This is a genomic window from Burkholderia sp. MSHR3999, assembly GCF_000833595.1.
Classification (GTDB): Bacteria; Pseudomonadota; Gammaproteobacteria; order Burkholderiales; family Burkholderiaceae; genus Burkholderia; species Burkholderia ubonensis.
This window is the reverse complement of the sequence record NZ_JRFO01000001.1, coordinates 1,275,844-1,288,904: the sequence shown is the minus strand read 5'-3', so window position 1 is coordinate 1,288,904 and position 13,061 is coordinate 1,275,844. Positions and strand designations below refer to the sequence as shown.

At 65.6% G+C, this 13,061-nt stretch carries 12 protein-coding genes, 1 tRNA gene and 1 pseudogene; 6 read left to right on the top strand and 8 right to left on the bottom strand.

Annotated elements, in window-relative coordinates; genetic code table 11:
- Nucleotides 1–55 precede the first annotated feature (55 nt).
- Nucleotides 56–958 (bottom strand): LysR family transcriptional regulator, encoded by a 903-nt coding sequence (locus tag KY49_RS06200; protein ID WP_042583809.1) that lies wholly within the window; start codon nucleotides 956–958, stop codon nucleotides 56–58.
- A 411-nt stretch (nucleotides 959–1,369) separates the two neighbouring features.
- On the opposite strand from KY49_RS06200, the pseudogene KY49_RS06195 reads away from it, so the two are divergent.
- Together KY49_RS06195 and KY49_RS06190 are read left to right on the top strand one after the other, a co-directional pair.
- Nucleotides 1,370–1,765: pseudogene (locus KY49_RS06195) on the top strand (transposase); the annotation flags it as partial.
- Nucleotides 1,766–1,965: 200 nt separating this feature from the next.
- Entirely contained in the window at nucleotides 1,966–2,214 is a 249-nt protein-coding gene (locus tag KY49_RS06190) for a hypothetical protein (protein WP_042583808.1), read from the top strand.
- A 189-nt stretch (nucleotides 2,215–2,403) separates the two neighbouring features.
- Here the strand turns inward: KY49_RS06190 and KY49_RS06185 are convergent, their stop codons facing one another.
- Complete coding sequence (locus KY49_RS06185; protein WP_010092548.1) at nucleotides 2,404–2,721, bottom strand: hypothetical protein; 318 nt, start codon at nucleotides 2,719–2,721, stop codon at nucleotides 2,404–2,406.
- 158 nt (nucleotides 2,722–2,879) lie between these two features.
- On the opposite strand from KY49_RS06185, the gene KY49_RS06180 reads away from it, so the two are divergent.
- From KY49_RS06180 to KY49_RS06170, 3 genes are all read left to right on the top strand, one after another.
- Entirely contained in the window at nucleotides 2,880–3,596 is a 717-nt protein-coding gene (locus tag KY49_RS06180; protein WP_042583807.1) for a YdcF family protein, read from the top strand.
- Nucleotides 3,597–3,810: 214 nt separating this feature from the next.
- The gene (locus KY49_RS06175; RefSeq protein WP_042583806.1) at nucleotides 3,811–4,080 is read left to right on the top strand and encodes a hypothetical protein; all 270 of its coding nucleotides are present in this window, start codon (nucleotides 3,811–3,813) and stop codon (nucleotides 4,078–4,080) included.
- A 138-nt stretch (nucleotides 4,081–4,218) separates the two neighbouring features.
- Nucleotides 4,219–4,476, top strand: a complete 258-nt coding sequence (locus KY49_RS06170) for a hypothetical protein (protein ID WP_042583805.1) — start codon at nucleotides 4,219–4,221, stop codon at nucleotides 4,474–4,476.
- A 34-nt stretch (nucleotides 4,477–4,510) separates the two neighbouring features.
- On the opposite strand, the gene KY49_RS06165 is transcribed toward KY49_RS06170, so the two are convergent.
- The 3 genes from KY49_RS06165 to KY49_RS06155 form a co-directional block, all read right to left on the bottom strand.
- Nucleotides 4,511–4,801 carry a putative quinol monooxygenase gene (locus tag KY49_RS06165; RefSeq protein WP_042583804.1) on the bottom strand — a complete coding sequence of 97 codons (291 nt, stop codon included), beginning with the start codon at nucleotides 4,799–4,801 and terminating at the stop codon, nucleotides 4,511–4,513.
- A 551-nt stretch (nucleotides 4,802–5,352) separates the two neighbouring features.
- Nucleotides 5,353–6,564, bottom strand: a complete 1,212-nt coding sequence (gene bamC, locus KY49_RS06160; RefSeq protein ID WP_042583803.1) for an outer membrane protein assembly factor BamC — start codon at nucleotides 6,562–6,564, stop codon at nucleotides 5,353–5,355.
- 360 nt (nucleotides 6,565–6,924) lie between these two features.
- Nucleotides 6,925–7,001: transfer RNA gene (locus tag KY49_RS06155), tRNA-Pro, on the bottom strand.
- Nucleotides 7,002–7,311: 310 nt separating this feature from the next.
- Between KY49_RS06155 and KY49_RS06150 the strand changes: the two genes are divergently transcribed.
- Nucleotides 7,312–9,525, top strand: coding sequence for a hypothetical protein (locus KY49_RS06150; RefSeq protein WP_042583802.1), 2,214 nt, complete (start codon nucleotides 7,312–7,314; stop codon nucleotides 9,523–9,525).
- 77 nt (nucleotides 9,526–9,602) lie between these two features.
- On the opposite strand, the gene KY49_RS06145 is transcribed toward KY49_RS06150, so the two are convergent.
- The 3 genes from KY49_RS06145 to pheT form a co-directional block, all read right to left on the bottom strand.
- Nucleotides 9,603–10,025 (bottom strand): MerR family transcriptional regulator, encoded by a 423-nt coding sequence (locus KY49_RS06145; RefSeq protein ID WP_042583801.1) that lies wholly within the window; start codon nucleotides 10,023–10,025, stop codon nucleotides 9,603–9,605.
- A 47-nt stretch (nucleotides 10,026–10,072) separates the two neighbouring features.
- Nucleotides 10,073–10,474, bottom strand: coding sequence for an integration host factor subunit alpha (locus tag KY49_RS06140; RefSeq protein WP_042583800.1), 402 nt, complete (start codon nucleotides 10,472–10,474; stop codon nucleotides 10,073–10,075).
- Between the two features lie 84 nt (nucleotides 10,475–10,558).
- On the bottom strand, nucleotides 10,559–12,988 hold the full coding sequence (pheT, locus tag KY49_RS06135; RefSeq protein WP_042583799.1) for a phenylalanine--tRNA ligase subunit beta: 2,430 nt from the start codon (nucleotides 12,986–12,988) through the stop codon (nucleotides 10,559–10,561).
- Nucleotides 12,989–13,061: the final 73 nt, after the last annotated feature.

Genomic DNA, 13,061 nt, shown 5'->3' with positions numbered 1-13,061 from the left:
TTCCGCAGTGTAACGGCGCTGACGGCGGACGGGCGGGCGCGGGCCGGCGGCGCCGTCAGTCGAGATCCTCGGCCCGGGCGGGCATCTGGTGCACGAGCTCCCAGATCGCCTGCGCGGCGGGAGACAGCGAGCGGTCGCGGCGGCGCACCAGTTCGACGGTGCGCTCCGCGCGCGGCGTGAGCGGGCGCGCGACGAGCGTCGAACCGGCCGGCAGCGGCAGCGAAAGCCACGGCTGCACGCTCACGCCGACGCCGGCTTCGACGAGCCCGAACACCGTCGCCGAATGCCCGAGCTCCTGCATGACCGTCGCGCTCACCCGATGCGCGGCCAGCGCCGCGTCGATCAGGGGCCGGCTGCCCGACGCGTGGTCGAGCAGCACGAGGCGCTCGCCGTTCAGCGCCGACCACGGCACCTCCGCGCGCGACGCGAGCGGATGGTCGGCGCGCGCCACGAGGCAGAACGAATCGGTCATCAGCGGCTCGCTCACGAGATCGGCGACGCTGAGCGGCCCGATCACGACGCCGAAGTCCACCTCGCCCGACTTCACCTTGCGCAGCACGTCGCTCTGCACGTCGTCGCGCAGGCCGAGCGTGACGAACGGAAACTGCCGTTCGCAGGCCGCCACGACGCGCGGCATCAGCCGGCACGCGATCGTCGGGCTGGCGGCGACGATCACGCGCCCGCGGCGCTGCTCGCCGATTTCGCGAATCTCGCGCAGCGTGTCGTCGAGATCGCCGATCAGACGCGACACGCTCGCGACCAGGTTCCCGCCGACGTCGGTCAACTGCACGTCGCGCGTGGTGCGATCGATCAGCTTCAGCCCCAGCTCCGCCTCCAGTTCCCGCACGCAGCGACTCACCGCGGACTGCGTGAGCCCGATCTCGTCGCCGGCGCGGCTGAAGCTCTTGAGCCGCGCGACCTCGATGAATACGCGAAGCTGGCGCAGCGTGATGTTCATGTCCTGACCTCATCAATCTCTGGCATCGATGCGCGATTCTAGTGCGCGAATCCGGCACCTGTCGCACATGTTTCGCTGCGGTGCAATATGCGCGCAAACGCACGCGGTGCGGGCGAATTGCACAAGATTGGTGATTGTCCCGATTTGCTGGCGGGTTATTTTGGCGTCTTATACGCCCCTAGCTGACGCAGCCGTCAGCTCGCTGCCAAGCGGCTTTCGAGGGATATGCCTCCCACGTGGCACGCTTCGTGCTTTTACCTGACGCACAGGGCGCGGTTCCGTTCGATGGAATGTCTGAAATCCATCGTCGGCGGACTGGACGCCCCCACCCGGCACTCGGTGATCGAGTGCTTGAAGAGTGCGCGGCGCAGGGCAGCGCACCGGAGTTTGCTTCGCTGAGGTGAGGACATGATGCTGTTCGACGATTTGAGAGATAACGAGTGGGCGCTGGTCGAGGGTCTGTTTTGTTCGGAACCCGCACGGAGTGAGCGCCGCGGTCGTCCCCGCGTGGAAGCCCGTTCGGTGGTGAATGCCGTGCTGTGGGTGCTGTCGACCGGCGAAGGCTGGTCGAAGCTGCCGGGGCGCTATCCGTCGCCGCCGACCTGCCGCCGCCGCTTCGACGAGTGGCAAGCCGACGGCACGCTCGCCGAAATCGTCAAGCGACTCGGCACGAGCGGCCGGCAGATCTCGCTGCGCGGCCGCATCGGCGCAAGCGCGGCCAAGCCGCCCGCACCACCGAGCCGCGACCGCCTGCGCGGCGCCTTCTGGACCAATCCGGAATCCTGGCGCGCACCGGTCAAGATGGCGTAAAGGAAGGACACCGAACCGGGCGGCTGAGGCCGCCCGGTTTCTTTTCGGCAACGGCCACGCGGAACGGGCCGCGTCGCCGGGCCTCACTGTCGCGCAGCGATACATCTATTTACCAATATTTACAGCAAGCCTGCACTCCCACGCTTACCTTAGCGTCATATCAGCGAGCCGCATCGCCGGCTTGAAGGGAGCCCGCCATGAAACCAATGTCACTGCTCGCGGCATGCGGCATTGTCGTTTCACTGGCGCTTGCCTTGCCGGTGCACGCGGACGACCACGCCAGGCAGCCGCACCGCCAGGAGGAACACAAGGGCAATCTGCATGCGCCGCCCGGCGCCGAACAGTCCAACCAGACGGTACCGCGCGGCGATCTGCGCGGCGACATCGCCAGCAATGCCCGCGCACGCGTCGGCCTGCCACCGCAGGAGTCGCGCCGCCATCCCTAACCGGGCGTCCGTAACCGGGCGCGCCGCCCGTCTTCATCAAAGAATTTGCCTGCGTCCGGGAACTGCGCGATGCGTGGCGAGTCAACATCGTTGCCATGAGCACAGCGTGGCAGCAGCAAAAAGTATCCGGTACGCCCGTATCCTCGCGATACGGGCTTTTTTTCGCCGAGTTGCCGGCGGGCCTGTGCGCTACAGCCGGCTTTCGAGGATCGCGACGGCGCTCGCTTCGCTCAGCGCGTAATCCTCGATCCTGCGATCGGTCCAGGCGGGCAATTTCTCGTCGCGCTCGAGGCGCGCGAATTCGGCGCGGCCGCTGTCGGTCAGCACGGCGATGTCGACCGGCGCGTGAAAGCCAGGTGCAGGCGCAACGGTCTTCTGCCTGACCGTGTCCATCAGCCCGAGCGACCGCAGATACTCGAACACGCCCGGACGACGCGCCCACGGCACCTGGCGATACTGCACCCGCCTCAGCGCGTCGAGCACCGCTTCGTTGGAATACGTGGCCATCTCGATTCTTTCTTAAAGTGCAGCGACAATGCCAGGCAGCGCGCCGGGCGGGGTCTCCGCCCGCCGGCGCCGCCACCGGTTCAGGAGGCTGGACGCTCGGCGTCGAGTCGGGGCCAGATCATCAGCCATCCATAAAAAGACACCATACCCTAATCAAATTGATTCTGTTCGATTCATTTGCACTTCTCTTCGTCGTTTTCATGCTGTGCCGCAAGTGGCGACGCACGATCGCGGCCGTCGCCTTCGCGCTGTTCTGGCTGCTTGCGACGGGCTGGCTCGCGGCGCCGTTGATCGCATGGTCGCAGGCGGGCGTGACACCCGTCGAACACCCGGACATGCACGGGCAAACCGTGCTGATCCTGCTTGGCACGGGAACGCGGCGCATCGACGGACGGCTCGAGCCGCGCACGGACGGCTTCCCCCGCATTCGCAAGACCGCCGCGCTGTACCGCGATTGCCGACAGCGCGCCGAACGTTGCACGATCATCGTCTCCGGCGGCGATCCCGAGCGGCACGGCGCGACCGAAGCCGCGACCTATGCGCCGTATCTCGTCGCCCAAGGCGTCGACCCGCACGACCTCATGCTCGAAGCAAACAGCCGCACGACCTACGAAAATGCGAAGTTCACGACGCCTATACTACGCTCACGGCATGTCGATGCGACGATCCTCGTCACGTCGTCTTATCAGATGCGGCGTGCGCTGCTCGATTTCCGGCACTTCGGCATCGACGCGCAGCCGGTCTACGCCAATCGGCGCGACGCGCGAACCGGCTGGCTGCCGCGCCGGCAGAATCTGATCAACGCCGAGCACGCGTTGCACGAATTGATCGGCATCGCGCAATTTCACGTGTACAGCCGGCTCGGGTGGTTCTGAGGACACCTTCACACATGCGTCGGCAACACAGCGCCGCATGGCACGCGCGTGACGAAGCGCGGCAAGTGTTGCGCGACTTCAACGCGGCCTTGCGCCGCGCCGCCGTTCCAATGCATTGATCCGTCACTTTTGTTACACTCGACACGCACTCGATTGCGGTCGCCAGACTGAACGGCAACACTCGGGTTCATCACCACTTAGCGGAGGTAAAGCAATGAAGAAGACGTCCCTGGCTATCCTGGTTGCGATGTCGGCGCTGGCTGGCGCAGCGTATGCGCAAGAGAGCACGGAAATCAAGACCATCACCGATCCGGCCAAGATCGCCGAGATCGAGCAACGCGCGCAGGCCCTGCAGCAGCAGCAAGCTGCCCAGGCAGCCGAGCCGGCGATGCACGAAGAACACCACGGCAAGAAGGCAGCTCACCACAAGGCGGCAAAGAAGGCCGCCAAGAAGGCTGCTCCGGCCGACGCGGCAAGCCAGTAACTTCCGCGGCACTGCATAAGCAAAAAAGCCGAATCCGGGCAACCGGGTTCGGCTTTTTTGGTTGCGGCGCCGGTACGCTGTGCTACAGTCGCGCACCGAACTTTTCCACCCCGTACGCACCCTGGTGCGGAGGACAGCATGAGCAACATTCAACTCGACATCGAGTGGACGGAAGCCGCCACTCGCAAGATCAAGCAACTGATGCCGCGCGGCTCGGATGACGCCTTTCTCGCGCTCCCGCCGATCGAGTGCCTGCCGATGGAAGGCGACGTGCTCTTTCTCGGCCCGCAAGGCAAGCAGCAGCCGTTCATCGTCGCCGAACGCCAGTACCATCACGATGGCGACGCGGACTGGACGATCATCCTGATCCTCGACGTACCCGACACGTCGCACTGACGCCCGCCGGCCGGGCGGTTCGGCCGCCCAGCCGTCAGACGAGCTTCGACAATACGCGGAGCTCCGAGCTCGCGATCCAGTCCGCGGCCGCCTCGCGATAGGCGCGAATGTGCGCGGAACCCGCATGCGCAGCCAATGCCGCCTCGCTCGCCCAATGCTCGACGAACACGAACCGGGCAGGTTCCTTCAGATCGCGATGCAGGTCGTATTGCAGCGCAGCCGGCTCGCTGCGGGTCGGCTCGACAATCCCTTCGAGCACGGCACGCAGCTTTTCCTCCTTACCCGGTCTCGCCACGATCAGCGCGACGACTGCGATTTCCGTCATCCCAGCCTCCTCGGTCTCGAAAGAGATCGGGCATACGCGAATCCCGCAGCGACCGTATCGGCGCCCCGGCACATAATCGACGCCCCAAAAAAATTGCCCGCGCTCCACAGGAAGCGCGGGCAAAACCGTCGCCCTACGAGGATAGGCGACGGGGCCATCGAGACCCGCGCACGCGCGCGGATCGTCATCGATTGCGCCAGCGCGGGTTGCGCCGGCATTTGAGGCGTCGATACCGTTTGTCACGCGCTCGCGACGCGTGTCCGGGATCTGGCGCCATCCTCCCTGCCCTGATGATCTGCTTATGAAGAGCAGATTTCATGCCAGAGACTTGATAGACTCCATCGCATTGATTTAAAAGGGAAATTTTCGAAGCAACGTGGCATGACATACGTCCTGTCGCCCGTAACGCTCGAATGTTACGTAACGTCACGTCGCGGGGACCGATTCGGAAACGACACAAAAACGACAGCACGCAGCGGGCGCCGAAACGAAAAAAAAGCCCGCCAGAAAACTGGCGGGCTTTCCCGAATGCAGCAGAATGGGCGTTGCGATCAGCGCAGCTGATTCACCAGCAACCCCATGATCTGACGGGCCGGCTGCGACGAATCGATCGCACCCGACTCGTCCACGACCGCCACACGCGTCTGATCCGGCGTGAGCGCCTTCACGTTGACCCGGTACTGCTTCGCCTGCTTTTCCTTCTTGCCGTGGAACAACTGGCTCCAGAAACCCTGCTCGGCGGCGCTCAAATCCTTCGGATCGACGTATCGCACAAAATACAGGCCCTTCTGGCGATCGCGATCGTCGACCGTGAAGTTGGCGCGATCGAGCGCGAGGCCGACGCGCAGCCACGAGCGATCGTACGGCTCGCCGAGCGTGACTTCGGACGGCACCGCATCGCTCGCATCGGCAGTTCCTTGCGACGACGAACGCGCGACGTTTTGCGTCGCGATGGCCGCTGCCGCCGCCTTCGACGACGCGTCCGCCGCGCCCTTCTTGTCCTTCGCGGGCGGGGTATCGCTGATATTCGCGATCGGCGGCTCGCCGTTCTTCGCGCGCAGGTCGTTCTGCGCGAGGACGGCCATCAGCCGCTTCAGGTATTCCGTCTCGAGCGCCGGATCGTTCGGCTTCGGCTCCCACTTGCTCGAATCGTTGTTCGGGCCGGTCAGCGCCTCGCGCATCCCCTTCTGGCTGACGAACACGTAGGTACCGCCGTTCGGCGCCACGTCGAGACGCGTGCGGTACTTGTTGCGCTCGGCCGTCACGTACGAATTGCCCATCGCCTTCGAGATCACGCTGCGGATCAGGCCGTCGTTGATCTGCGGATGGGTTTCGTTCCAGTCGGTTTCCATCACGCCCTTGTCGCGCTGGTCGACGACAAGCAGGAAGCCCTGTTCCTGCCAGAAACGGCGGACCTGCGGCCAGATGTCGGCCGGCTTCTTGCCGTCGATGACGAGCCAGCTCTCGGTGCCGTCACGCTGGATATGCATGCCCGTCACGGGCGGCACGACGGCATCGGTGGACGGCGCGGCCTGCTGGACTTGCTGGAGCGCCGACAGGGAGGTTGCACCGCCCTGCGGCGGCAACGAGCGCTGATCGGCCGTCTCCTCGAGCATGTTGGGCGGTACTGCGAGCGAAACCTCCTTCGATTTCGAGTCGCTCTTGTAGTCCACTTTCGTGGGCGACGGCGAACTACAACCGGCAACGAGCGCGCCGGTGGCGAGCACTGCAGCGAACCGCTTGGTAAGACGAAGATCAGTCATGTTCTGGGAATCCTCTTCCGCTAAATCACGGCGCTTTCCGTGGATCAACCTTGCATTTTACCGGTGCGACGGCGGGCTGTGCAAAAAGCGGGCATACATAATGCCGGCCGGAGGTCAGTCGACCCGGGGCACGAGTGGTCCGCAACAAGAAAAAACCGCGGCAGCCTTGCCGGATGTTGGTTCTACAGGTTCGGGACGGGAAGATTCGAACCTCCCGTCACCGGCACGCCGCCATGCAGGAGAATGGCTGCCCGAAGTGCTCCAAGCACGACGGAGGAAAGAAAAAGAATTGACCGCGCGCCGATACGCAGCCGGAAAATGAAAAACCCGCGACAGCATTAGCTGTCGCGGGTTTTGATCTGGTCGGGGCGAGAGGATTTGAACCTCCGACCACCTGCACCCCATGCAGGTACGCTACCAGGCTGCGCTACGCCCCGAAAGAGAGAAAGTATAACAGACACTTTCCCGGTTTAGAACGGGTCGCATGCATTTTCTGAATACGAATCTTGCACGCGCCCATTTGCGCACATCGGACGACTCGCAACGACGTTCATACGGTCGTTTGATCGTGCCGGCGCCCCACCCCGCAACCTTTGCCGCATCGCCTCTCCGCCACGTTCGTCCCCGCCCCCGCTGTTTGGTGACGCCGCTCTAGCGCGCTATGCCACACTGCGCAGCATCGACGCAGGATGCCGCGCCCGGTGCGAGCATGCGGCGGACGATCAAGACAAGATACGGAGACAGACGATGCGGAATGCGGTCCGGCGCGGCCATCGCTCGCCTTTGGCAACACCCCGATTGATTTCCAGCACGCAGCGCGTTGCGGGCGCCGCATCACGCCGGACCACGCATGCGCTGGGCTGCGGCGCACTTGCGCTCGCCCTGCTCGGCGCGGGCTGTGCGGAGCCGGCCGCGCAACGCGACGGCAACGCGAGCGCCGCATCGACGACGATCGAGCGCGCGAAGGCCGACCGCCTCGCCCGCGAACAGCAGATCGCGCGCACGGTGCCGTCGCTCGCATCGATCCGGCTCGCGCAGCCGCGCCCGTTCACGCTGCGCGACTCCGGCCAGAACGGCGCGATGACGTTCCTGCGCGACGTCGACTTTCGCATCGTCGACAATCTCGGCTTCTTCATTCACCAGTTGTCGGCGACGCTCGTACCGACGCAGGCCGGCGCGCCGATCGTGTTCGACGACCCGACGAGTTTCGAGATCGACGTGCATCAGGGCGCCGTCACGCTCGACAGCGCGAAACTGACTGCGCTCTTCAACACCTACATCTTCGGTTATCGCAACGCGCCGCTGCGCAAGCTCGTCGTCTCGACCGGCGACGGCGTGATCCATCTGCAGGGCGAAATGCAGCGCGACGGCTGGGCGCCGTTCTCGCTGACCGGCACGCTCGCGATCCGCGACGGCAGCCAGCTCGTGTTCCATCCGACCGGCGTGCGCGTTTCGGGCCTCGACGCGCAGCCGGTGATGCGCGCCGCCAACGTGAAGATGGCCGATCTGCTCAAGGTCGACACGCCGATTGCGCACCTTTCCGGCGACGACCTCGTGATGTCGGTCGACCGGCTGATGCCGCCGCCTCACCTGAAGATCGCGATTACGGCGCTGCGCGTGACGCCCGCCGGGCTCGACCTGACGCTCGACGACGGCACGCGCGCGGGTTTCGCGATGCCGGCGAACGCGCCGCAGCAGGCGATGTACATTCGCGGCGGCGACGTGAAGTTCATGCGCTCGATGCCGATGAATGCCGACATCCTGATCAGCCCGGTCGATCCCGCCAAGCCCGGCCGGAATTTCGTCTTCGACCTGTACCACTACCGCGAGCAGGTCTGCGCGGGCTATTTCAATTTCGACGAGCGCGGCGCGATGGTGATCCGGATGCCGTCGTATGCGGGCCCGCCAAGCGGCGCCGCGCTCGGCAATCCCGCCGCGCGCCTGAACGACAGCTTCCTTGTCGCGCAGCAAAGCACGCTGCGTGACGTGCGCCTGCATTGGGAAGCCAATGCGCTCGCGGCCGGCGACGCGACACGGACGGGCATGCAGAAGGTCGCAATGCGCCGCGGCAAGAACGCACCGTTCGACGAGCGGCGCGTGTCGAACCGCAGTCCGTCGATTCACCTGCGCAACGTCGATTTCAACCTGTCCGGCGACATCGGCTTTCACGTCGAGGAGCTCGACGTGCAGCTCGTCGCGAAGCGTTCCGGCGAGCCCGTCGACCTCGACGACCCGAACCAGTACGACATCCGCATTCTCGGCGGCACGGTCGTGGCATCGTGGAAGGCGATGTCGGCGCTCTTCAACGACTATCTGCTCGACTACTCGCCGCGCTCGCTCAACCAGCTGCAATTGAGCGCCGACGGCCGGAACCTGCGCGTGCAAGGCGGCATCAAGCTGTGGAACCACGTGCCGGGCGTCTGGCTGCCGACCGACATGAAGGGCTCGCTCACGGTGCTCGACGACCGCCATCTGGCGTTCTCGCCGACCGAAGTATCGGTGCTCGGCATCCCGCAGGCGAAGCTGCTGCGCTCGCTCGGCGTCGAGCTCGCATCGTTGACGCCGCTACGGCGGCGCGGTGCGGAGCTGCGCGGCGACTCGCTCGTGCTCGACCAGTACACCGTGTTCCCGCCGCCGGCACTGAACGGCAAGCTCGCTGCGGCCACCGTCGAGCGCGACGGACTGCGCCTGACGTTCCAGCGCGTGCCGGACGCGCCCGCGCCTAAGCACCCGCCGATCTCCTCGCCCAGCTACATGTGGATGGAAGGCGGCGACATGAAGATGTTCAACGTGCTCGAACTGAACGTGCGCGCGCTGATCCAGAATTCAGCCGACGCCGGCCCGATGCGCTTCGACCTGTACGGCTACCGCAATCAGGTCGCGCAAGGCTCGGTGCGAATGCTGCCGGACGGCACGCTGGTCGTCGACCTCGGACGGCCGAACCCGCTCGCCGCGCGCTGAATCGTCCAGGCAAGCGGCGACAAAAAAGCCCGGAAAGCTGAACGCCTTCCGGGCTTCGTCGTATGCGCGAACGGCCTTCAGCCGCGCTTCAATCCTTCGATGACGTCGAGCAGCGCCTGCCGCAACGCGGCCACGTCGACCGTCGCACTCGGCCGGCTCGACGCGGCCGTGCGCACTTCCGCACCCGGCGCGTCGGGCTCGACCTCCGGCGCCGGGCCGCGCTCGCCGCCCCCCGGCGCATCGAGCCGGTTGCGCGCACCGTTGATCGTAAAACCCTGCTCGTACAGCAATTCGCGGATCCGCCGGATCAGCAGCACCTCGTGATGCTGGTAATACCGCCGGTTGCCGCGCCGCTTCACCGGCCGCAACTGCGTGAATTCCTGTTCCCAATAGCGCAGCACATGCGGCTTCACACCGCACAGTTCGCTGACTTCACCGATCGTGAAGTAGCGCTTCGCGGGAATCGGAGGCAAGACGACTTTCTCAACCGTCGTGGTCATCGTCAGTCAACCATCGGTAAAGGTGCGCGGCGGCCGCGCGGGAGACGTCAGCGCGCGGTGCTTGGCTCCGCGCCGTTTTCGACCAGTGCCTTGAGCTTCTGGCTTGCGTGGAACGTGACCACTCGACGCGCGGCGATCGGAATCGCCTCGCCCGTCTTCGGGTTGCGGCCCGGGCGCTGCGGCTTGTCGCGCAGCTGGAAGTTGCCGAACCCCGACAGCTTGACGCTTTCGCCGTTCTCGAGCGCGTCGCGGATCACTTCGAAGAACGCCTCGACCATGTCCTTCGCTTCACGCTTGTTCAGCCCGACGCTGTCGAACAGCAGCTCCGCCAGCTCCGCCTTCGTCAGGGTCGGCGTCTCCGTGGACGCCGGCGCCGAAACGTCGCGGTTCATGGCGCTGCGTTGCGCCGTCAGGAGGGCTTCGAATTCACTCGAGGTCATGTCGTTCATATCTGCCATACAGCGCGTTAAATCAAAACTCACGATGGGGAGCCGTCCGCCCGGGCGATATTGCACCCGGGCAACCCGGGCTCCTTAGCCGCGCAAGCGCGCTCCCACACGAGCCATCCGCTCGACAAGCGTCTGGATCGCCTGATCGACGACCTCGTCCTGTAGCGTGCCGGCCGCGTCCTGCAGCGTCACGCGGAAGGCAAGGCTCTTCTCGTGCGCGGCGAGTCCACCGGAAGTATTTGATTTTGCACGAAATTCGTCGAAGAGTACAACCTTCTGAACGAATCGGCAGGCGTCGTCGGCCAGCGCCTTCTTCATCTCGTCGAACAGCGCCTGGACCTCGACCGCCTGATCGACCACGACTGCGATGTCGCGGCGCACCGGCGGGAATTTCGACACGTCGGTCGGCACCGGCAGTGCACGCGCGATCAGCGCGTCGGCGTCGATCTCGAACAGCACCGGCGCGTGCGGCAGCTCGTACTTCTGCATCAGGCGCGGGTGCAGCTCGCCGATCCAGCCGACCGCCCGGCCGTCGACTTCGATGCGCGCGCTGCGGCCCGGATGAAGCGCCGGATGCTCGGCCTTCACGAAACGCGCGGACGTCGGCGCGAGCAGCGCCTCGAGGTCGCCCTTCACGTCGAAGAAATCGACCGCGCGGGTCGGCGCGCCCCACTGCTCGTCGAGCGCCGGGCCGTAGGCCAGCGCGCCGACGCGCTTCGGCTGCGCGTAGCCCGCGACCGCCAGTTCGCCCGACGTGACCGACGAGTCGGCCAGGAACACGCGACCCGTCTCGAACACGCGCACGCGGTCCGCGCGGCGGTTCAGGTTGTGGCGCAGCACGGCGATCAGGCTGCCGAACAGCGTCGTGCGCATCACCGACAATTGGCTCGCGATCGGATTCAGCAGACGGATCGGGTTGTCGTTGCCCGCGAAATCGCGCTCCCACTCCGCGTCGACGAAGCTGAAGTTGACCGTTTCCGCGTAGTCGCGTGCGGCAAGCGCGTGACGAATCGCGTGGATCGAACGCTGCGTCTCGTTGGTCGCGCGCATTTCGCTCGTCGCGACCGGCGGACGCGCCGGAATCTTCTCGAAACCGTAAATGCGCGCCACTTCCTCGATCAGGTCTTCCTCGATCTCGATGTCGAAGCGGTGCGACGGCGGCGCGACCGAGAACACGTCCTCGTCGCGCTCGAACGACAGGCCGAGACGCGTGAAGATGTTCGCGATCTCGTCGGCATCGATCTTCACGCCGATGATACGGTTCGCGCGCGACACGCGCATCTTGACCGGCGCGCGCTGCGGCAGGTTGACGGCCTGGTCGTCGACCGGGCCGGCCTTGCCGCCGCAGATTTCGAGAATCAGCTGCGTGATGCGCTCGATGTGCTCGACGGTCGTCGCGTAGTCGACACCGCGCTCGAAGCGGTGCGCCGCATCGGTCGAGAAGTTGTACTTGCGCGCACGGCCGCGGATGCTGTCCGGCCACCAGAACGCCGCTTCGAGATAGATGTTGGTCGTGTCGAGCGTGACGGCCGTGCTGTCGCCGCCCATGATGCCCGCGAGGCTCTCGACCTGGACGTTGTCGGCGATCACGCCGACCGTCTCGTCGAGCTCGACCGTATTGCCGTTCAACAGCTTCAGCGACTCGCCGCGCTTGCCCCAGCGCACCTCGATGCCGCCGTGGATCTTGTCGAGATCGAACACGTGCGACGGGCGGCCGAGCTCGAACATCACGTAGTTCGAGATGTCGACGAGCGCCGACACGCTGCGCTGGCCGGCGCGCTCGAGGCGCTCGACCATCCACTGCGGCGTCTTGGCGCGCGCGTTCACGCCGCGAATCACGCGGCCCGAGAAGCGGCCGCACAGGTCAGGCGCGGCGATCCGCACGGGCAGCGTCTCGTCGAGCTCGACGTGCACCGGACGGATGTCGACCGGCGTGAGCGGCGCACCGGTGATCGCGGCCGTCTCGCGCGCGATGCCGAACACCGACAGGCAGTCGGCCTTGTTCGGCGTCAGCTTGATTTCGAAGATGGTGTCGTCGAGGTTCAGCGTGTCGCGGATGTCCTGGCCGACCGGCGTGTCTTCCGGCAGGATCAGCAGGCCGCTGTGATCTTCGGACAGCTTCAGCTCGCGCGCCGAGCACAGCATCCCCTGGCTCTCGACGCCGCGCAGCTTCGACAGCTTGATCGCGAACGGCTTGCCGCCTTCTTCGGCGGGCGGCAGCTCCGCACCGACGAGCGCGACCGGCACCTTGATGCCCGGCGCCACGTTCGGCGCGCCGCAGACGATGTTCAGCGTTGCGCCCGTGCCTGCGTCGACCTGGCAGACATTGAGCTTGTCCGCATCCGGATGCTTGACGACTTCGAGCACCCGCCCGACGACGATCTTCGACGTCGGCGGCGCGGCCTTGCTCAGCGACTCGACTTCGAGCCCCGCCATCGTCAATGCGTGCGACAGCTCATCGGTGGTCAGCTGCGGATCGACAAAGGTTCTCAACCAGGATTCAGGGAATTGCATGGATGTCTACGTTCGAAACGGGTTGGATCGACGCCCGGCTCGCTGCAAAGCGCGCACGGGCACAAGTCGGCGC